The 20,551-nt window shown below is 44.7% G+C and carries 18 protein-coding genes and 1 tRNA gene; 5 read left to right on the forward strand and 14 right to left on the reverse strand.

Going from position 1 to position 20,551, the window contains the following annotated elements:
• Positions 1-8 precede the first annotated feature (8 nt).
• Together AC3WJC_RS03615 and AC3WJC_RS03620 are read left to right on the forward strand one after the other, a co-directional pair.
• Positions 9-371 carry a hypothetical protein gene (locus AC3WJC_RS03615; RefSeq protein ID WP_492397705.1) on the forward strand — a complete coding sequence of 121 codons (363 nt, stop codon included), beginning with the start codon at positions 9-11 and terminating at the stop codon, positions 369-371.
• Between the two features lie 20 nt (positions 372-391).
• Positions 392-787 carry a transmembrane 220 family protein gene (locus tag AC3WJC_RS03620; RefSeq protein WP_492397706.1) on the forward strand — a complete coding sequence of 132 codons (396 nt, stop codon included), beginning with the start codon at positions 392-394 and terminating at the stop codon, positions 785-787.
• Here the strand turns inward: AC3WJC_RS03620 and AC3WJC_RS03625 are convergent.
• Both AC3WJC_RS03625 and AC3WJC_RS03630 read right to left on the reverse strand, forming a co-directional pair.
• Complete coding sequence (locus tag AC3WJC_RS03625) at positions 784-1,629, reverse strand: transglutaminase-like domain-containing protein (protein WP_492397707.1); 846 nt, start codon at positions 1,627-1,629, stop codon at positions 784-786. The two genes, AC3WJC_RS03620 and AC3WJC_RS03625, sit on opposite strands and share 4 nt — an antisense overlap.
• Before the next feature lie 8 nt (positions 1,630-1,637).
• Positions 1,638-2,378, reverse strand: a complete 741-nt coding sequence (locus AC3WJC_RS03630) for a proteasome-type protease (RefSeq protein ID WP_492397708.1) — start codon at positions 2,376-2,378, stop codon at positions 1,638-1,640.
• A gap of 459 nt (positions 2,379-2,837) precedes the next feature.
• On the opposite strand from AC3WJC_RS03630, the gene AC3WJC_RS03635 reads away from it, so the two are divergent.
• Positions 2,838-3,680 (forward strand): SPFH domain-containing protein, encoded by an 843-nt coding sequence (locus tag AC3WJC_RS03635; protein WP_492397709.1) that lies wholly within the window; start codon positions 2,838-2,840, stop codon positions 3,678-3,680.
• A gap of 49 nt (positions 3,681-3,729) precedes the next feature.
• Here the strand turns inward: AC3WJC_RS03635 and AC3WJC_RS03640 are convergent, their stop codons facing one another.
• From AC3WJC_RS03640 to AC3WJC_RS03655, 4 genes are all read right to left on the reverse strand, one after another.
• Positions 3,730-5,718, reverse strand: coding sequence for a sensor histidine kinase (locus tag AC3WJC_RS03640; RefSeq protein WP_492397710.1), 1,989 nt, complete (start codon positions 5,716-5,718; stop codon positions 3,730-3,732).
• Positions 5,719-5,842: 124 nt separating this feature from the next.
• The gene (locus AC3WJC_RS03645; protein WP_492397711.1) at positions 5,843-7,579 is read right to left on the reverse strand and encodes a phospho-sugar mutase; all 1,737 of its coding nucleotides are present in this window, start codon (positions 7,577-7,579) and stop codon (positions 5,843-5,845) included.
• 170 nt (positions 7,580-7,749) lie between these two features.
• A complete protein-coding gene (locus tag AC3WJC_RS03650) occupies positions 7,750-8,436 on the reverse strand; it encodes a GNAT family N-acetyltransferase (protein ID WP_492397712.1) in 687 nt (228 codons plus the stop codon).
• A gap of 43 nt (positions 8,437-8,479) precedes the next feature.
• Positions 8,480-9,103, reverse strand: coding sequence for a hypothetical protein (locus tag AC3WJC_RS03655; RefSeq protein WP_492397713.1), 624 nt, complete (start codon positions 9,101-9,103; stop codon positions 8,480-8,482).
• A gap of 304 nt (positions 9,104-9,407) precedes the next feature.
• Here AC3WJC_RS03655 and AC3WJC_RS03660 point away from each other — a divergent pair, with 304 nt between their 5' ends.
• Positions 9,408-10,472, forward strand: coding sequence for a carboxypeptidase-like regulatory domain-containing protein (locus AC3WJC_RS03660; RefSeq protein ID WP_492397714.1), 1,065 nt, complete (start codon positions 9,408-9,410; stop codon positions 10,470-10,472).
• A gap of 53 nt (positions 10,473-10,525) precedes the next feature.
• Here the strand turns inward: AC3WJC_RS03660 and AC3WJC_RS03665 are convergent.
• The 4 genes from AC3WJC_RS03665 to AC3WJC_RS03680 form a co-directional block, all read right to left on the reverse strand.
• A tRNA-Arg gene (locus AC3WJC_RS03665) sits at positions 10,526-10,597 on the reverse strand.
• 61 nt (positions 10,598-10,658) lie between these two features.
• Positions 10,659-11,462 (reverse strand): helix-turn-helix domain-containing protein, encoded by an 804-nt coding sequence (locus AC3WJC_RS03670; protein WP_492397715.1) that lies wholly within the window; start codon positions 11,460-11,462, stop codon positions 10,659-10,661.
• A 69-nt stretch (positions 11,463-11,531) separates the two neighbouring features.
• Complete coding sequence (locus AC3WJC_RS03675) at positions 11,532-12,416, reverse strand: oxidoreductase (RefSeq protein WP_492397716.1); 885 nt, start codon at positions 12,414-12,416, stop codon at positions 11,532-11,534.
• Between the two features lie 97 nt (positions 12,417-12,513).
• A complete protein-coding gene (locus AC3WJC_RS03680) occupies positions 12,514-13,095 on the reverse strand; it encodes an HPP family protein (protein WP_492397717.1) in 582 nt (193 codons plus the stop codon).
• A 99-nt stretch (positions 13,096-13,194) separates the two neighbouring features.
• Between AC3WJC_RS03680 and AC3WJC_RS03685 the strand changes: the two genes are divergently transcribed.
• Positions 13,195-14,616: a hypothetical protein gene (locus tag AC3WJC_RS03685; RefSeq protein ID WP_492397718.1), complete on the forward strand. Its 1,422-nt coding sequence runs from the start codon at positions 13,195-13,197 to the stop codon at positions 14,614-14,616.
• A 29-nt stretch (positions 14,617-14,645) separates the two neighbouring features.
• On the opposite strand, the gene AC3WJC_RS03690 is transcribed toward AC3WJC_RS03685, so the two are convergent.
• From AC3WJC_RS03690 to AC3WJC_RS03705, 4 genes are all read right to left on the reverse strand, one after another.
• A complete protein-coding gene (locus AC3WJC_RS03690; RefSeq protein ID WP_492397719.1) occupies positions 14,646-15,188 on the reverse strand; it encodes a hypothetical protein in 543 nt (180 codons plus the stop codon).
• Between the two features lie 153 nt (positions 15,189-15,341).
• A complete protein-coding gene (locus tag AC3WJC_RS03695; protein ID WP_492397720.1) occupies positions 15,342-17,042 on the reverse strand; it encodes a sodium/sugar symporter in 1,701 nt (566 codons plus the stop codon).
• A 74-nt stretch (positions 17,043-17,116) separates the two neighbouring features.
• Positions 17,117-18,607: an L-arabinose isomerase gene (araA, locus tag AC3WJC_RS03700; RefSeq protein ID WP_492397721.1), complete on the reverse strand. Its 1,491-nt coding sequence runs from the start codon at positions 18,605-18,607 to the stop codon at positions 17,117-17,119.
• 36 nt (positions 18,608-18,643) lie between these two features.
• A complete protein-coding gene (locus tag AC3WJC_RS03705; RefSeq protein WP_492397722.1) occupies positions 18,644-20,551 on the reverse strand; it encodes a glycoside hydrolase family 97 protein in 1,908 nt (635 codons plus the stop codon).

Below are 20,551 nucleotides of genomic sequence, written 5' to 3' on the forward strand. Positions count from 1 at the left end.
TAAAAGGGATGATAAAAGCTATTAAAATATATACCGGCGACGACGGGCATTCGCATTTTATAACCGGTACATTGGTTGAAAATGAGTTGCACCGGGCAGGCAGCATACGCTTTAAAGAATCACCGGCAGGTTCATCATACGATTGGCATAACGCGCCTACAGAGCAATACGTGATATGCCTTACAGGCATGGTGGAGTTTGAAACCCGTTTGGGCGAAAAATTTATACTTAGCCCCGGCGAAGTGCTGATAGCGCTTGACACCACCGGCACGGCACACCGCTGGAAAATGATAGACGACCAACCCTGGAAGCGGGCCTATGCGGCATTCGATAAAGACGACGAGATCAACTTTATACCCGATGAGGCTTAACCCATCAACATACCTTACGGATGAAAATATTTAATATCCTGTTCATCATACTATTTGTTATCTCGGCAGGCTTGCAGTATAACGACCTTGACCCGTATTTGTGGGTGCCGCTTTACCTGTATGCTGCCGTGGTTTGCTTTTTAGCTGTAAGGGGCAAATACTACCCGGCTATGTACTACATCGGTCTTATTGGTTACCTGGGCTATGCGGTTTACAAGGTGTTTGATAGTAATGGCGTAATTGAATGGGTAACCCTGCATGATGAGGAAAGCCTTGTACAAACCATGAAAGCTACCAAACCCTGGATTGAGGAAGCACGCGAATTTTTTGGCCTGCTGATCTGTTGGGCGGTATTACTTATCAACTTTATTTATTACAAGCGCGGGCAAAAGGTTGCTTCAACAGGTAATTATTAAAGGTAGCTCAGCCCTTGCAGGTGGTTTTCGGTATAATAATGGGGGATGAATCCTTCATCATTAAGCGTACAGCTAACCAGCATGGTATCAAAACTAATATCGCCAAATATGTTGGCAATAGCCGCGTAGGCCGCGTCGCCGCCGGTGGCAATCTTGATCAGGCCGTTAAGCGGCACCAGTTTGGTGGCATCAAATAATATCCACTCGCCGCCTATGTAAGCCTCAAAGCAGGCATGGAAATCTGCCGGCTGCAACTTATAGGCATACCCCGTAAAATAGCGGGCAGGTATGGTGAGTGCACGGCATAGGGCGATCCCCAGATGTGCGAAATCACGGCATACGCCGGATTGTTCAGTAACCGTATCAAACGCCGAGGTTTGCGCGTTGGTAGAGCCGCTGAGGTACTGCACATTAGTATGTATCCATTCAACCATCGATAATACGGTTAAGAACGGGTTATCGATATTACCAAACATGTTATGCGCCAAACGGAATAACTTGTCAGACTGGCAATACCTGCTCGGGTTAAGGTATTGCAGCACTTCGGCAGGTAGCTGGTAAACCGGCGTTTCGATCATACCATCCATATTAACCAGTTTCCAGGCATTATCAATGGTAGCGTTATAGCTTATCGCCATGTTGCAGGGCTCTTCAATCTGTAAACGGATCAGGCGGTTTTCGCCGTTTACGTTGACCAGTTCTTCGGCTTTTATGTAAGGTTGTATGTTAAAGCTTTCGGCTACAACAGTTTGGTTAGGCGTGCGTAAAGCATGTATGTTCAGTATAATCGTTCCGGCTGAGTTTGCCGTGTAAGTCATATCTGCCTGTACGTTGAATTTCATATCTATTGTTAACTTTCTTTATTGTCTGTAGCGGGCAATTTATCAAAGGCTACCTCCATCCATTCTTCTGACACGTTTGACAGGGCATTCTTCAGCTCATCATCCCATTGTGATGATATGGCAGCCAGATCGCGCGATTCGTAACGCTGTTCAATCATCTCATAAGTATCCTTTTTATAAAGGATCACATCAATCGGGTAGTCAACGTTATTAGAGCTCACCCTGGTTGAATCAAACGAGAGGAAGCCAGCTTTCAACGCCAGCCGCATGTTGGTATCTTCACTTAAAACCCGGTTAAGTATGGCTTTTCCATGCCCGGAATTGCCGATAACAACGTAAGGCGCGCCCTGCCCCAGTTCAACCCAGTTGCCTTCGGGATAGAGCAGGTATAGCTTATGCTCGGCATCATCTTTTAACTGGCCACCTATGATGGTGTGCAGGTCAAACTTTAAGCCTGCTTTTTCAAGGGCCGCGCCATCCTCAAGGGCCGCGCGTTTTACCTGTCCGCCAAAGGCATTCACCGCTTTATAAAGCTTGTTGAACTCCTGGTTCTCCATCAATTCATAAAAATATACCAGCGCCTTGTCACGTACCGAGCGTAGTCCGCTGGTCATAATAAAAAGCGAAAATTTATCCTTCTGTTCAATAGTTACCTTTTTTTTGTTGGTAGTTTCGGTACCTGATGTTATGCGGGTATCGGCAATGGCCACCAGGCCTTCTTTAACTTTTATACCTAAGCAATAAGTCATGCGTAAAATACTTTGTGGTTTTTAAGGGCAAAGTAAGCAATTAAGCACATAAAATATAGCATTGTAACAATTAGGGTAAGCGCTTATCTAACCTGCACATATTTTAAGAACGGAAACAGTATGGCAGCGGCTAAGATGTAAAAATAAGCCGGGTCAGGCGGGACCCGGCTCGGTATGATGTGCTTTTATGAAAACAGAAAAAACACAAGGCAAAGATACGGATTAACCGTTTTATTTAGTTACTAATCAGTAATTTTACATATATGAAGCACATTTTGATATTAATATTAGATATTGTGTTCGCTGTTTGGCTGTTCTCAATGGCGGCAAATAATCTGTCAAAACCGAGCAATTTGTACGTTGGCATCGGCGTATTTCAAATTCTGTTGGGATCATTATTCGTTTTTCACATCGTACGTTACATATATCGCAGATTTAATTAAACAACTAATTTTTTAAATGGAACCTAATAACCTTAAACGCATACTTCGCATTGGCGGGGTAGTAATTGTACTCGCTGTAGCTTTGGCTATTCAACCTTTTACTTATGAAAATATTGATGCCGGTAACGTAGGGATCAAAATAAACCTGTACGGTAGCGACAGGGGGGTAGATAATATTACCATTGTAACCGGCCGTGTGTGGTACAACACCTGGACAACCAAGATCGTGGAGTTTCCAACCTATACACAAAATGTAGATTATGAGCCGTTTGTGATCACCACTAGGGATGCCGCCGAGTTCCAGGTAGATCCTAAATTGAACTATCACGTTAACGCCAATATGGTGCCTAATATATACCGCCAGTACCGCAAGCCGCTGGGCGAAATTGAGCAGCAATTTATGCGCAACACCATTTATGATGCCTACCGCATTGTGGCCAACAGCTTTACATCAGACAGCGTGATGAGTAACCGGGAGCGTTTTGAAGATAAGATACAAACGCTGCTTACCAAAAACCTGGCTAAGGATGGCTTTGTGTACGATCAGCTTACATCGGCCATAACGCCGCCTACATCATTAAGGCGGATGATAGATGAAAAGAACGCATCGATCCAAGCCCGTTTAAAAGCCGAGAACGAAGCCAAACAGGCCATTGCCGAAGCTACAGTTAGTAAGGCTAAAGCAGAGGGTGAGGCCGCGGCGTTACTTATCAAGGCACGTGCGGAATCAGAAGCGAATAAATTGAGGCAGCAAAGTTTAACCCCACTGCTGGTGCAAACCCGTATGATAGAGAAGTGGAACGGGCAATTACCTACCTATGGCACGGTGCCGCAATTGTTTAAAGATATAACGAAGTAACAGTATATCAGACATAAAAAAAACTCCCGGTTATAAGCCGGGAGTTTTTTTATGCGCTTAGCGGAAGCTCAAACGAAAAGGTGGAGCCCAGCCCCGGTTCGCTGCATACCAAAAGGCGGCCGTTGTGCCGGTTAATAATCTCGTTGCAGATGTACAGGCCTATACCCAGGCCCGATATATGGGCGGCAATATCATCAACCCGGTAAAAACGGGAAAATATGTGTTTCTGGTCGTTTTGATTTATGCCAATGCCAAAATCCTGTATGGTTACCACCGCGTTTCCGTTACGCTCAAATAATTTGATCAATACCTTATCCGCGTCGGGCGAATATTTTACGGCATTGGATAGCAGATTAATAATTACCTGCTCAATACGCTGCTGATCGGCATTGACCATCAGCGGAGCCGCGGCCAGGTCAATATGTATGGTATGGCTGATGTGTGTTTGCTGCAATACTTCTACCGATTCTACCAATAAATCCTGCAGGTTAAATACCGAATGCGAAAGCGGGAGTTTGCCGGTGATGATCTTGGATACATCCAACAGGTCGGCTATCAGGCTGCTGAGTTTGCCTACCTGGAGCCTTGCCTTGGCAATGAATGCCGTGTTGCGGTCATTACCGGGTAAGGACCGTTCTATAATTTGCAGGTAGCCATTTATACTGGTAACCGGTGTTTTAAGTTCATGACTGGCCAGGCCGATAAATTCATCCTTACGGGCATTCAGCATCCTGATCTCTTCGTACAATTGGGCATTATCCAGGGCGATAGCGGCCTGCGATGCCACGCCTGAGACCAGTTGCTCATGCTCATAGGTAAACTTGCCCGCATCCGGATGCCCGTACAGCAGGCCGCCTATTACATGGCCGCTTTTTGAAATTACCGGCATTGCCATATAGCTCACCACCGGTAAATGCCCCTTAGGCATACCATGGTGCGGCGAATTATTTCCGTAACGCGGGTCTTGGGTAATATCGTCAACCCTTATAATTCCCTCGCCTTTAAAGGTAGTTTTAAAAACATCGGTATTACGCGGCATTCCAAGCTTTTCAAAGGCTTCTTTAGGTGCACCCGAAAGGGTGTACAGCATGTACGCCTCGCCATTCTCATTTAGTTTGTTATAAAAAAACGCGCCGAATTTTGCCCCGGTAAGCTGCGTGGTAGCATCAGTAACTTTTTGCAGGATGCTTTGCACATCCAGGTTCTCTGAAATTGTTTTGCCGAAGGAGTTCAATATCTCCAGGTTACGGGCATAATGCTGAAGCTGGTCTTCGGCTTGTTTTTGCCGGCTAACATCCCGCGCTATTTTAGAGGCACCAATGATGTTGCCTTTTGTATCCTTTACCGGCGATACGGTTAACGAGAGGGGTATCAGGTAACCTGATTTATGTTGCCTTAGCGTTTCAAAGTGGTCAACTACCTCACTGTTACGCACTTTATTAATAATATGTTCTTCCTCACTTAACCGGTCAGCAGGTATCAGCATGGTGATTGATCGGCCAATAGCTTCCTGTTCGGTATAGCCAAACAGCCTTTCAGCAGCCCGGTTCCAACTGGTAATTATGCCGTTGAGTGTTTTACTGATGATCGCATCGTCAGACGAGGTAACTATAGCGGCAAGTATGGCCTGCTTACCTTCATCCTCTTTTTGCGCGGTAATATCAATCAGTGTATTGGTAACGCCGCTAATTGTTCCGGCGGCATCATGCATCAGCGCTGCATGGTGAACAATGTATCTGCGGCTGCCATCCCCGCGCTCAATGATAAATTCCTGACTGGGTGCATCAGCGCCGGTGAATAAGCTGCGCGCGGCCGGATTATCATCAGGAGAGATCAGGGTACCATCGAGCGTATAGGTTTTTAAAGCACCGCACCAGCGGGCTTCACCTATAACGGGCGCGTTATGCCATAGGTTTTCAGCAGGTTTGTTATAAGCTGTAATATAGCCATTGCTATCGCACAGGTACACGGCTACAGGCAGGCTGTCTATCAGTGCCGATACAGGGCTTGCATTGCCAACTGTTTCCTTCTTCTCCATTATATTCCTGCCGGTATACTCATTATTCAGGTTGACTGTAAATATATATTTTATGGTAAAATAAAAAAACAAGGCACCCATTTTTTAAGTGAGTGCCTTTGTGTTTTGTTAAAAAAGAAAAGGACTAAACACCCAGATCTTTTATAATAGCATCTATTTTTTCTTCCAGTTGGGCATCGGTTTGCTTGTAAGCTTCTTTGCTTTCCAGCTTGCCGTTCACACTGCAATAAAATTTTATTTTAGGCTCAGTGCCCGATGGGCGGGCCGATATAATGCTGCCATCCTCGGTAATAAATTGCAATACGTCCGACTTTGGTAACTCGATAGGCTGAGTGGTGTTATCGCTCAGATCGGTTTCAACGCGCAGTTCATAATCCTTCAGGGTAGTAACCTTTGAGCCGCCCAGTGTAGCAGGCGGGTTGTTGCGGAATTTTTCCATCAGCGCCTTGATCTCCTCAGCTCCGGTCTTACCTTTTTTGGTGATCGAGATCAGTTTTTCTTTATAGAAACCATACTCAATATAAGTATCTACTAACGCCTCGAACAAACTGCTGCCTTTATCTTTATAAAAAGCGGTCATCTCCGCAATAAACGCTGCCGAAACAACGGCATCCTTATCGCGTACAAATTCACCAACCAGGTAACCGTAGCTTTCCTCACCACCGCCAATAAAGGTTTGTTTACCTTCAAATTTGGTCATTAATTCGCCAATGTATTTAAAGCCGGTAAGGGTGTTGTAATAAGTTACGCCTTTGGCTTTGGCAATAGCCTCTATCAGGTTTGAGGTAACAATGGTTTTAACAATGTACTCGTTACCGGTTAGCTTTCCGCTTTCCTGCCAGGCAGTTAGCAGGTAATTGATCAGCATGCTGCCGGTTTGGTTACCATTTAGCAGGATGAATTCGTTATCCGTATTTTTTACAGCGATACCTACACGGTCGGCATCAGGGTCGGTTGCCAAAACCAGGTCGGCATCTACTTCCTGTGCTTTTTTAAGGGCGAGGGTAAGGGCCTCTTTCTCTTCCGGGTTAGGGTAAACCACGGTAGGGAAGTTGCCGTCAGGTGTTGATTGCTCCTCAACCAAAACCACATTTTCAAAACCGAACAGTTCCAACGCTTTTGGCACCAGGGTAATACCTGTGCCATGTATCGGTGAGAAAACTATCTTCAGATCCTTTTGACGTTTAATGGCTTCCGGCGATACCGAAAGGGTAACTATTTTTTGCAGGTATTGCTCATCAATAGCCGTGCTGATCAGTTCGATGTTGTTCTCAACGCGTTCAAATTTAACATCGTCGATGCTTTTGATAGCGGCAACCTCGTCCATTACGGCTTTATCGGCAGGAGATACAAACTGGCCGCCATCTTCGCCATAAGCCTTGTAGCCGTTGTATTCTTTAGGGTTGTGCGATGCGGTTAACATTACGCCGCTTTTGCAGCCCAAAGTACGTATAGCAAACGATAGTTCAGGCGTAGGGCGCAGCGCCTCAAAAAAGTAAACATAGATGCCATTGGCCGAAAATACTTCGGCAGTTATACGCGCGAACAGATCGGAGTTGTTGCGGCTATCGTGCGCTATGGCCACCTTAACCTGTTCGTTAGGATAGGTTTTCTTTAAGTAATTAGCCAAACCTTGCGTGGCCGAGCCTATAGTGTATTTATTGATACGGTTTGAACCCGGACCCATAACACCGCGTAAACCGCCGGTGCCAAATTCAAGGTCTCTGTAAAATGAATCGGTAAGCTCGGTGTAAGCCTTATCGTCAAGTAATTTCTGAATTTCCTGTTTTACCTGCTCATCGTAATTGCCTTCAAGCCAGGTATTAACTTTTTGAAGGATGATAGGATCGATTTCCTGCATATGGTGATGTATTTTGATTATTCAATGATAAGCATTTTTAAGCAATAAGGCGCTGCTATACTGCTAATATGCTTACAAATTTCAGCTTTTAAAAGCCTTAACAAAACCATGTAGTGTTAAGTTTTTTGTGACCGGTAAAAACCGTAAATCAAAATGCAGCGCGAGTGAAATTATTTCGCGGCTTTTTGTATCACGTTAAACAAAAGCTCCCGGCTTATTTCAAATCTTAAGCTTTTGTACACGTTAATAGCCCGCTCATTATCATGCTTTACATGCAGATACGGAATGCCCGATGCGGCTATAACGCGTTGTATATGGTGGTTAAGCAAGATTTTGGCGTAACCCTTGCCTAAATGATCAGGATGGGTGCATACCGCGCTGATCTCGGCATAAGGCGTTGGGTTAAGCCGCTGCCCGGCCATAGCCACCAGTTTGCCATCAGCATAAATACCTCGGTAATGGCCAAACTTGATGGTTTCCGCAGCAAATGGGCCCGGGTTGGTTAACTCGGTTAAGGCCAGCATTTCGGGGATGTGGCTTTCAGTAAGTTCTATAACGGTTTCAGGAGTATCAAACGGTATTTCGGAGCCGTTCCAAATCAATTGGTAGCAATTAACGCAAGCCAGTGCCTGCCATACCGGCGGAATATCAACTTCATTTTCGCTGATAAAAATACTGATCCCGGTATCTGGTACCATACCAGCAAGTTCGGTAAGATGCCCGGCGGTATTTTCTTCAAGCCCTACAAAAGGCGACACATTTTTATCAAAAAACTTAACCCGGTTATTACCCTGCGCAAGTGCTGCATTGCCTGTTAACAGCGCGTGCCAGGCAGGGTTTTTTAGAACATCATTCATGGCGGCAAACTTATAAGAAAGTATAATACCTAATTAATCACCTTTAATTAATTACTCCTCTGTGAAGATTGAGGACACCATTATTATCACCTCCGCTCACACTAACCTTTTGGCCTGCATAAGTAAACGATGTGTTGCCAATGCTTTTTATTTTTCCTTTATCCTCATCACGGCCAAAACGATCGTAATAGGTGATAGTTACGTTTCCAATTGATTTAACTAACCCCTTTGTTTCATCCCATCCAAAGCGATCGTAATAAGTAAAGTTTACGTTGTCTATTGATTTGATTTTACCACGCAGCTCATCCCAACTGAAACGGTCGTAATAAGTAATGTTTAAATTTCCTATTCGCTTCAGGCGGTCGCTTAATTCATCAAAAATATAGTCATGTGGGTAATATTCAACCTCGCCGAAGCTGAAGGTATCTTCGGTATGTATGGGGTCGTAATAACTGTCGGTATTATCTGCATAAACATCGCGCAAGCGGCCAAGGTTGTCAATGTAAACAGTCACAACGGCATCCGTTAGGTAAACCGAATTGATGCGGACGGCGCCGCGTGATAAGTCGGCATCTATTTTAATATTATCCTGCGCTTTACTGTACCCGTAGGTAATTAAAATTATTGATAATACTAACAGGAGTTTGTGTTTGAATTTATTGTTCATGGTTAGGTTGTTATGTACAGGTAGGAGTATTGATTATGCTTTTGGTTTAACCCGGTGATAATTAATATAGATGATTGATATAGCCGAGCTGCAAGTGCCTGAAAATATCATTTAACCATTACGATAAAATAGCTTTCATTTTGTATTATTGCTTTACAAAAACCTAATCCAAAACTTTACAATGCCGGCCAGTCAATCTCTCTTATCAGTATGCACAGCAATAAGTAGGTCTATCAAAGCGCTTCTGTTTTTTCTTGTCTTTGTATCTGGGTATACTGCATCATCAAGGGCGCAGTCAACCCATTTGTTAACCGGTAAAGTTACCGATAGCCTGAACAGTCCTGTTCCATCAGCAACGGTATTTATTGTTGGCATGACCAAGATAACCAGTACGAATAAAGACGGCACTTTCCGTTTTGATGGATTACAGGCGGGCACATATCAGTTATCCATATCCATTATAGGTTTTGCCAAGCATACCGAAACGGTTAATTTAACTGAACCTATTGCAGATTTGAAAATAACCCTGCACTCCACGGATATTTTATTGGCTGAAGTGGTTATAAACTCCGGTGTCGGCAAAGATAGGGAGAAGAACTACAAAATGTTCCAGAGCGTATTTCTGGGCAGTTCGGCTAATGCCAAAAAATGCCGGATAATAAACCCGGAAACGTTGCATTTAAAGTTAGATAAAAAAACCGGCATACTCACGGCTTATGCTGATGATCTGATCATTGTGGAGAATGAAGCATTGGGTTATAAAATACGCTATATGCTCAACAATTTTAGTTATCATGTCAGTCAGGATCATGCCAGCTTTTCGGGCAACAGTAGTTTTGAGGAGTTGCCTGGTAACGATCAGCAAAAAAGCTTTTGGACTAATGCGAGATCAAAAGCCTATTATGGCTCGTTAATGCAGTTTTTCAGGAGCTTATACCATAACAACGCCCGCGAGGAAGGTTTTTTAATACATCAGGCTTATGAAAGGGTACCCATAGTTAGCAGCAACGATAACCGGGAATATGTAAACATTGATCCTAATGAGATTGATCTGAATACCATCTCAAAACTCGGTGTTGATAGTTTAATGCGGTTACAGTTTACCAAATTGTTTATTACCTACGCTCCTAAACAAGCCGCTAAACAACGCCTGTTGTTTGTTGATGCCCGTAAAAAGCAGGTACCCGTTACAAGTAATTGTACCCTGATGTATTTGCTTAACGATGGCGCCATGATAGATCAGAAAGGCGATGCCTCCGGTGAGCATAACTTTACAATACAGGGCAATATGGCCTTACGAAGGGTTGCCGATCAATTGCCGTTTGAATATCACCCTGTAAAAGCAAATCAGGATACGGCAAAATTATAGCTTACTGTTTTTAAAAAAGCCTCTCCTTATAAAAAGAAGAGGCTTTTACCATGTGTTCCCGACGAGATTCGAACTCATATCATCAGAACCGGAATCTGACATTCTATCCATTGAACTACGGGAACAATGGCGCAAATATAAATTTATTTCCTTTCGGTTGCGATAATAAAAACGCTTGATCGCCTTTTATCCTGCGATTTTAGAAGGCGGGAGGCCATAAGCTTTCTTGAAAGCGAAAGAAAAGTGAGACAGATCCTCAAAACCTACTTCAAGGTACACGTCTGATGCGGCTTTACCTTGTTCTTTCAGCAAATAATAAGCCTCCTGCAACCTGCGCTGCTGCAGCCAGCGGCTGGGCGAATTATGAAATATGTGCTCAAAATCGCGCTTAAAGGTAGCCAGGCTACGCCCGGTTAAGTAGGCAAATTGGTTAAGGTGCACATTAAAATGGAAGTTCTTGTTCATGAATGCTTCCAGGTCTATTTTGCCCGGCTCGCTAAAATCAAATAAAATATTCCTTAATTCCGGGTGCGAGCGCAGGAGCAGCATGATCGCTTCGCGCTGTTTAAGTGTTTCCAGTTGTGGGTCAGCAGGCTGACGGGCCTCAATGTATGGCATCAGCGAATTCATAAAGGCCTTTAAAAATGGGTCGCCTTTCAATTGTATCACCGGGTCGTTCAACGTGGTTTTGCTATGCCCGGCATCCTGCCCGTACTCCCGGCTAAAGTTTTGAAGCGCGGTCTGGTCAAGGTATATGGATACGGATTTAAACACCCCATCAAGTGGTGGTTGCTTTGTAAACTTGAGTAACTGGTTGCGCCGCACCAAGCGGAAATCACCCTCGTTGAAGATGAAATCCTTGTCGCCGTTACTTACCGTAAGTGTGCCCGATACCTGGTAGCTCAGCACATGCTCGGCCACAAACTGCTCGCCCGAGCGGTTGCGGCTGTAATAACAGGAGTAGGTTATGGGTGATTGTGTATCGACCATTTATCAAATTTACAAAAAAGCAGCCAGCACCGGGTTAGTACCGCGTGCTGACTGTTTGATACATCATCATTATTTTTTATTGCTTTTAGTATACCACTGGCCTTGTGGGGTATCTAAAAAGTTAGCGGCATCATCATGGTCGGTTGAGAGGCTTACCGGCAGCCAGGCCTCCATTTCGGCATCGCGGGTTTCATTGGCATTTTTCAGGATACCGATGGCTTCGCTGCCCAATACCAAATGTACGGGCGGAGCCGGGTGTACGGCCAGGTCAACCATTGCCTTTGCCGCCTTATCCGGGTCTCCAACCGGGATAAAGTTGCCGCTCTTAAAAAAGTCGGTACGTTGTTTAACGGTATTATAACCCTCAATTTCGGGCGCGTAACTCATGGATGCCCCAGCCCAGTCGGTACGGAAACCACCCGGCTCAACACTGCTTACATAGATGCCAAGCGGAGCAACCTCTTTGGCTAACGCTTCGGTAAAACCACCCAAGCCAAATTTAGCAGCCTGGTAAATGGTCAGCCCCGGGTTACCTACACGCCCACCGATAGAACTGATCTGCAATATACGGCCGCTGCCTTGCTTGCGCATGTAAGGCAGTACCGCACGGGTGATCTCGATAGGGGCATACAGGTTGGTTTCCAACTGGCTGCGTACCTGTTCATCAGTATAAGCCTCGGCAGCGCCAATAATGCCGAAACCGGCGTTATTTACCAGCACGTCAATGCGGCCAAAGTGTTTAACAGTATCGGCTACGGCCTGGTAAACCTGTTCGTAATCGGTAACATCTAACTTTACAGGTAGTATCTGTTCGCCATATTGTTTTACAAGATCATCAAGCTGACTAATGTTACGAGCTGTGGCGGCAACCTTATCGCCGCTTTTTAAAACTGCTTCTGTAAGGCTGCGCCCCAATCCGCGGGAGCTGCCTGTTATAAACCATATTTTTGTCATTGTCTGTTTTATTTAAGTACAACACAAAAGTATAGCAGTTTTAAGCCCCGCGCTTTGTTGGGTGGCTCAAGTTTGCTTTGTTAAAAAGCTCACAAATTTAATTATACCTGCGGAGCCAGAATTTATACCAACCCTTGTTTTTAGGATAGCTGCGGTGCGAGGTAGCGTTGTTGCAAATAACGGCTACAATAAACAGTATCAATACACCTATAAACACAGGGCACAAAACATATAAATAACCCAATGCTTTTATTTTTTCAGAACCGATATTGGCTATCAGCGCCGTAGCCCCGCCCGGCGGATGTAAAGTTTTGGTGATCTGCATGGCAACAATGGATAATGATACCGATAATGCCGAACTCAACCACAATTCCGTAGGGATAAGTTTATGAACAGTTACCCCGATAATTGCACACACCACATGCCCGCCTATTAAATTACGCGGTTGCGCCAGCGGACTATTTATCGCCCCATAAATCAATACCGACGATGCACCGAACGAGCCGATCAGGAAAAGATTGTCATAAGCGGTAAAGTATTTGCTGTTTAAAAAGCCGATAATGCCTATACCCAGAAACGAGCCGATGAATGTCCATAAATGCTCCCTGAAATCAATAAGGGTTTCTTTGTAAATGATGTATTTGGCTCTTTTGGCATGATGTTTAATTATCCTTCTCATAAAAACATTGCGAATTTAATAGGTTATGAGGGAATACGCTTGCTGTGTTAATTAATTTATTTGCCTAAACAAGGGTATAAAAGTTATTGTTAAACGGGTATGACCTATTTGCGGATACTCCGGTTTGCCATGATGGTATGGTGCACCCTGCTTTTTGCCAATGTTGTAAATGGCCAAAACAAAACAGTAAGCGGCGTTTATGCCGGTGTAAAACTAATGCCCTCGGTAACGCCCGGCGGCGCGATGGACCGTTTTGATGAGGTGATCCTCTTCAGGCCCGACGGTACTTTTAATCATGAATTGGATAAACCCAACTGGACTAAACGCACAACAGGCCGTTACAAGGTTTCCGGCAAGAAACTGATTTTGAAATATACCGACGATGGTAACACATCAGATTATGATATGGAAAGCACCGACAGGATAGATGCCGGAAGCTATTTCCTGCTCAGGCAGCCTATGGATAATAGTGTGCCTAAGGGCTTCTTTGAGTTTAAAAAGCTGACCAGCATGGGGGGCATGGGTACAGGTACCACCTTTGTCGGCACATCATCCACCCGCGGATTGTACTTTGATGGCAAAGGCCGTTTCAGCACCAACAGCGAAAACACATCCATGATTGCCGGTGATGGTATAGGCGGTGGCGGTACCAATAAAAAAAGTGGCGTTGGTACATACAAAATAAACCAGGGCGTGCTTACCCTTACTTTTGACGACGGCAAAACTCAGGTGCATTCCTTTTACTGTCGCCCTGCCGAAAAACCAATAATGGCTGTAATTGATGGTGACATTTATTTTATGAAGGATGAAAAGGAAGTAGCGGCAGAGCGCGTCGAATCTTCATCTGCTTCGCGCAAGCGCAATACATCCGGTACAAAAAGCAATTCAAATGATGCATCCACTAATACAGCCGATGCAAAAGCTTTGCTGCTCAAAGCCAACTCTACGCATGGCGGCGCGAAGCTGGATAACATCAGGACGGTTACCTTTGAGGCAAGCGTACAAGGTATATCGGTTACAGGCTATGTTGACGTTGCCGGTGAACGCTTGCGTTTGGAGATGAGCAAGAGCGGTAAACTATTGCAGGTACAGCAACTGGAGGGTAACAGTGGTTGGGAGTGGCAGGGCGGACGAACAGCTCCGCTAAACACCACGCGTGTAAACGAAATGCGTACCTCATTTTACACTGGCATTTTAGGTCTGCGCAAATCAGAGATTGAGGCTTTAACCATAGAGAGCGTTAAATCGGGCAAGGCAGGTACCGCGATAGTTTGCATGCAGAATGGCAAACGGTACGCGTTCATCATCAATGATAAAGGACAAATGTCGGCCTCGGGTGACTTGGCAACACGGGTGCCTTTGACAACCGTTTATTCAGACTTCAGGCAGATCGATGGGATTTTGATGCCTTATAGCGAACTAAATACGGCAGGCAAGCAGCAGTTATCAACACAGTATTCAAATTTCCGTATCAACCCGGTGATACCGCCGCAAACCTGGAATAAACCCGTCGCAAACTAAAAAAGCAATGCACTTGAAAAAATATTAAGCTACGATAAAGATGATAAGCGAGATTTCAGTTGCGAAAGTTCTGCATTTATCCGCTCAAGTTCTGACTTAAGCTTTAAATTTTCGAGAATCAATTTATCTTTTTCAATATTAACTACGGCAAAACGATAACCATCAAATTTATTCAGTATTTGAAATCTATTATAAGCTTTAATAACTTCTTCGGCTGATATTCCGAACTCTTCTCGCGCCTTTATACCGAATGTATCTGTATATTCTACCCACATGGTATTATAGCTGTAGCCATGCCTCATGCCAAAACTATCGAGACGAAACTTCCAATCATTATCTGTGATATAATCAATATCGTTTCCATTTATATCTAACAACTCAATTTTAGTTGCATAATTATTAATTACTGCGCCTGAGTTAGTTGAAAATGAATTATAACCAATAATATGTCGTAAAATAAACTTTAAATTGAATATTAATTTTGCTTGATCTAAGGTGTCATGTTTTATTATATTCAAATCAGAATCGATAGAATAAAATAAGATTTTTGTAATTACTTGTACCGGTGCCATAAGGTTTAAATTTCTGTCAGTTAATTTAGAAATAAACTGACAGAAATTTAGAAACTGATACAAATATTTAAAACTATTTGTATCAAACTAAAAAAAGCAGCCCTGAGTATTATCAGAGGCTGCCTTATGTATTATTAATTAAGTGCTATTAGTTTACCAAAAACGTACGTACAATGCCGCTATCACCAATAAAGTAACCACAATAAGTACCATGGTTGATGGCGCTACTTTGAACATCGCGGTATCAAGCACAAAGGCTTTCGGGTTCACTTTTGGTCCGCGTAAACTGATCAGTATCATTACGATCATGGTGAACAGGAAGGATAAGCCCATACAGATCAGGAATGGGATCTCATAACCACCCTTGCCATTTGGATAGGCTGTGTAAAGCAGTGTTTCGTTACCAAACAGGCGGGGGGCATAGTTATTAAACAATACCGACATACCAAAGCCGGTAAGTATACCCGCGATAGCCGCTGTACCGGTGGTACGTTTCCAGAACATACCCAGCAAAAACATAGCGAATATACCCGGACTGATAAAGCCTGTATATTTTTGGATAAAGGTAAAGCCACCCTCGCCGCCAATGCCAAGTAAATCTTTCCAGGTTAAAAGGATAGACAATACCATCGCCGCAAAAATGGTGATACGGCCAACTATAACCAGTTTCTTTTCACCCGCTTCGCGGTTAATATATTTCTTGTAGATGTCTAACGTAAATATGGTTGAAATACTGTTTGCCTTACCCGCTAATGAGGCCACAATGGCCGCGGTTAATGCAGCCAACGAAAGACCTTTTAATCCGGTAGGTAAAAAACCTAAAATGGCCGAATAAGCGTTATCGGCATTGAAGTGGCCGCCCGGTGCCATTTCGGATTGTATACCGCCATTTTTATACAATACATAAGCGGCTATACCCGGTAGCATTACAATAACCGGCATACCTAGTTTTAAAAAGCCCGCGAATAAAATACCGGTACGTGCCGTTTTTAGATCGGCACCCAGCGCTCTTTGGGTAATGTATTGGTTACAACCCCAGTAGTTCAGGTTCACTATCCATTGGCCGGCAAAATACATGGCAATGCCCGGCAGCATCAGGTATTTGTTAATCTCGCCCTGCGTTGCGCCCGGTTTTGGTTTCTCGATGATCATTTTGAAGTGGTCGGGGGCATCCTTCATCATGGCCGTTACACCGCCCCAAACATCTTTACCTAAACCAAATTGCTCGCTTACTAAGGTAAGTGCGATGTAGGTTGTAGCTAAGCCGCCTATGATCAATACCAATACTTGTATCACATCGGTAAAGCCAATCACCTTCATACCACCAAGGGTAATAACAAGGGCGAATATGGCCATTACAATGATTATCAGGTGGAAATAACCGCCGCCCGCAATATTATCGATAGCCAGTGCACCCAGGTATAGGATAGAGGTAAGGTTAACAAATACATATAAAAACAGCCAGAATACGGCCATAATCAAACTCACCGTTTCGTTGTACCGCGTTTCGAGAAACTGCGGCATGGTGAAGATCTTGTTTTTAAGGTATACCGGGATAAACCATACTGCCACAATAATCAGGGCGATGGCTGCAACCCATTCATATGCTGCAACAGCAATACCTACCACAAAGCCGTTACCACTCATGCCGATAAATTGCTCGGCCGAAATGTTGGAGGCGATGAGCGATGCGCCGATGGCCCACCAGGTGAGCGATCCCTCGGCCAGGAAAAAGTCTTTTGAATCGGATACGCCTTTGTTTCGTTTAAGGCGGTATACCCATATACCGTAGCCCGTTACTAAAATAAAGTAGACAACGAACACAACGATGTCAACAGTTGAGAATTTACTCATAAAAAATCAGGGTTAATTTGGTTTAAAGGCCGGCAATTAAAAAGCCCATCTTGATTGCCGGCCTGCTAATATAATTATTTGTAGGCTACTTCGTTCCAACGCAACTCGTTGCGGAAACTTTCAATAGTAGTGCCTTTGCCAATGCGTAAAAACTCAATATCGGCCATGTCGGCAAAATCCTGTATCATTTCGGCATTAAGGTTTTGGCTGTATGCGGTATGGTGAGCGCCACCAGCGTAGATCCACGCGGCACAACCTGTTTTCATATCAGGCAGTGGTTTCCACAATACGCGTGCTACCGGCAGGTTAGGCAGGTCATTCTGCGGTTCAACGGCCTCAACCTCGTTAACTAATAAACGGAAACGGTTGCCCATATCAATCAACGATGCATTTAACGCTGCGCCACCGGCTACGTTGAATACCAACCTTGCCGGATCGGCTTTGCCGCCAATACCCAGCGGATGTACCTCTAAGCTTGCTTTGCCGTTGGCTAATGAGGCATCAACCTCCAGCATGTGCGAGCCCAATACCAGCGCGTTGTTCGGGTCGAAATGGTAAGTGTAATCTTCCATAAAGGCATTGCCACCCGGCAGGCCGCTACCCATTACCTTAAAGGCACGTACCAAGGCAACAGTTTTCCAATCGCCTTCACCGGCAAAGCCATACCCATCGGCTAACAAGCGTTGTACGGCAAGGCCGGGCAATTGTACCATGCCATGCAAATCCTCAAACGTATCGGTAAAACCTTTAAAGTTTCCATCCTCTAAAAACTTGCGCAGGCCAAGCTCAATCTTAGCTGCCTCATATACCGATGCATGGCGTGCTCCGCCGCGTTTCAAATCATCAGACAAAGTATAAGTGCTTTCGTACTCGTTAAGCAATTGGTCAACCGCTTCCGGCGTAATGCTGTCAATCAGTGCCACCAGATCACCAATACCATAGCTGTTAACCGCGAAACCGAATTTCAGTTCAGCCTCAACCTTGTCGCCATCGGTAACGGCAACATAGCGCATGTTATCGCCAAAGCGGGCGAATTTAGCGCCTTGCCAGTCGTGCCAGCCTGCGGCGGCGCGGGTCCATGAGCCAATTTGTGTAAGCACTTCTTCATCCTGCCAGTGGCCTACAACTACCTTACGGTTTTTACGCATACGCGATACCATAAAGCCGAACTCCCTGTCGCCGTGCGCGCTTTGGTTCAGGTTCATGAAATCCATATCTATCGAACTCCAAGGAATATCGCGGTTAAATTGCGTGTGCAGGTGCAGCATTGGTTTTTTAAGGATGCTTAATCCGCGGATCCACATTTTGGCAGGCGAAAAGGTGTGCATCCAGGTAATGATACCGATCACGTTTTCGGCAATATTAGCTTCCTGTATGGTAGCATAAATCTCCTCAGTAGATTTTACGGTAGGCTTAAACATCACCCGTACCGGAATTTGCGAAGCGCCATCAAGCGCCGCGGCTAATTGTTTAGAATGTTCGGCTACCTGGTTCAAGGTTTCTTCGCCATATAAGTTCTGGCTGCCGGTTATAAACCAAACTTCAAATGTTTTTAAATCGATCATATTAGTATTTAGTAATTAATCAGTTGTTCAGGGTTATTATTCAAGTACAATTACAAAACCGCCATCACCTTTCATGGTGATTTTTGCGGGCTGGTTTGCAGGTATATCGCTTTGCGTAAAGGTTAGCGGCTCCGCGCCATCTGTTATCAGTTTGGCTTTGGTGGCTTTAAAATCTTTCAGGTTGATGCTTACTTCTTTGCCTGTGTTGCCGCCGTTTATACCGGCTATGTACCATTTGTTGCCACTGCGGCGTGCAATTACCACGTACTTGCCCGGATAGCCATCCACAAAGCGCACGTCATCCCAATAGTTTGGCAGTGTTTGTAAAAACGATACCACGTAATCCGGCTGATGAGACATTCCTTCGGGTGACTCCGCATAATGCTGTATACCGGAGAGCAATAAAACACTGGTTGCCAGCTCAAAGCCGCTGGTGGTTTTGCGTTTTACATGCGTCGGTATTTTGTACAGGTTCATGGGCGTAAAGTCCATCGGGTCGAACGCGTTACGGGTAAAGGGCAGCATAGCGCAGTGGTTGGCTTCATTATCGGCACCTACCTGTTCAAAGGTTATCATTTCATAACCCCGTACAGCTTCCGTGGTCATCAGGTGTGGATAAGTACGTGCCCAACCCCTTGGCAGGGTAGCACCATGAAAGTTGACCAGTAAACCATGTGCCGCGGCATCCTTTAAAATATCAGTATAATATTCGATCATGGAACGGCCGTCGCCGCCAAAGAAATCTATCTTAACGCCCTTTATACCCATTTCGTTGAGGCGGGAAAATTCCTTTTCGCGACTTTCGTGGGTTAGTAGCTTATCTTTTGGGGTGTATTTTACCGTATTCCATGGCCCGGCGGAATTATACCACAATAGTACACCTACATTCTTGGTTTTAGCATAATCGGCAAGCTGCTTAATTTTGTCGTAACCTATCTTTCTATCCCAGTCGGCATCTACCAGGCAGTACTGCCATTTCATTTTTGCGGCGAGGTCAACATAGCGTACCTGCTCGGTATAAGTAATAGAGTCATCCTTGCTCATGATCCAGCTCCAGGCGGCTTTGCCCGGTTTTATTATGGCTGTATCTTTAAGTGAAATAGCCGGTGCCGCAACATCGGTACCCAGGGTTGATTCCACAATGGTTTTCAAACCGCCTATGGTAATTACCCGCCATGGTGTATAAGTCACATTTTTAGGCAGCAGGTCTCTGCCGGTAAAAATTTCCCGTTTATCCGGAAAGCTGATTTTATAATTACTGCTCAGCGAATCGTTTTTCAGCGTGGTACCGCAATAGCTGCCATCCATGCCTGCTTCGGTTATTAAAGCCCAGTTGTTGCCGGTTTTAAACAGGGCAGGATAGATCCAGCCGTTTTTAGCGTATTTGCCCGCTGTAACATCCTGCTCGTAATATTCCTCGTACGATGGATTGGTATGTTCCCAGCCGCTTTTAGCTTCGGCTTTTGGCTGCAGCCAGGTTTTAGTTGATGACGCGAAGTGATATTCGGTATATTCCTTATTGATAACCGCACTGTTTTTGCCGCCATCCGGAAAGTAATAACGGAAAGCCACCCCATCGTTTGATACCTGGAATATTACATCCATTTGCTTGCCCGCGGCATTAACAAGGCTGTAGGTGCGCTTGGTGAATTGGTAATTAATGTGATGCTTTTTGGCGTTCACCATCGTATAAAGTTGGCCGCCCATACTTATTTTCGACGCGCTTTTTAGCTTTAAACCACTAAAAAAATTACCATCGCTTCGTGCAATGCCCAAGGCTGATTGTGCAATTACCGGCGTGCCTTTACTGGCCACGGTGTAAACCGGTTTCCCGGCTTTCAGGCTAAAATTTACCGTAATGTTTTTATCAGGACTGCTAACAGTTTGCGCTTGCGCACAAACCGTCAGCATACTGATACACACTAAAAATATATATTTGTACAT

This window comes from Mucilaginibacter sp. FW306-07-L, from assembly GCF_058782065.1.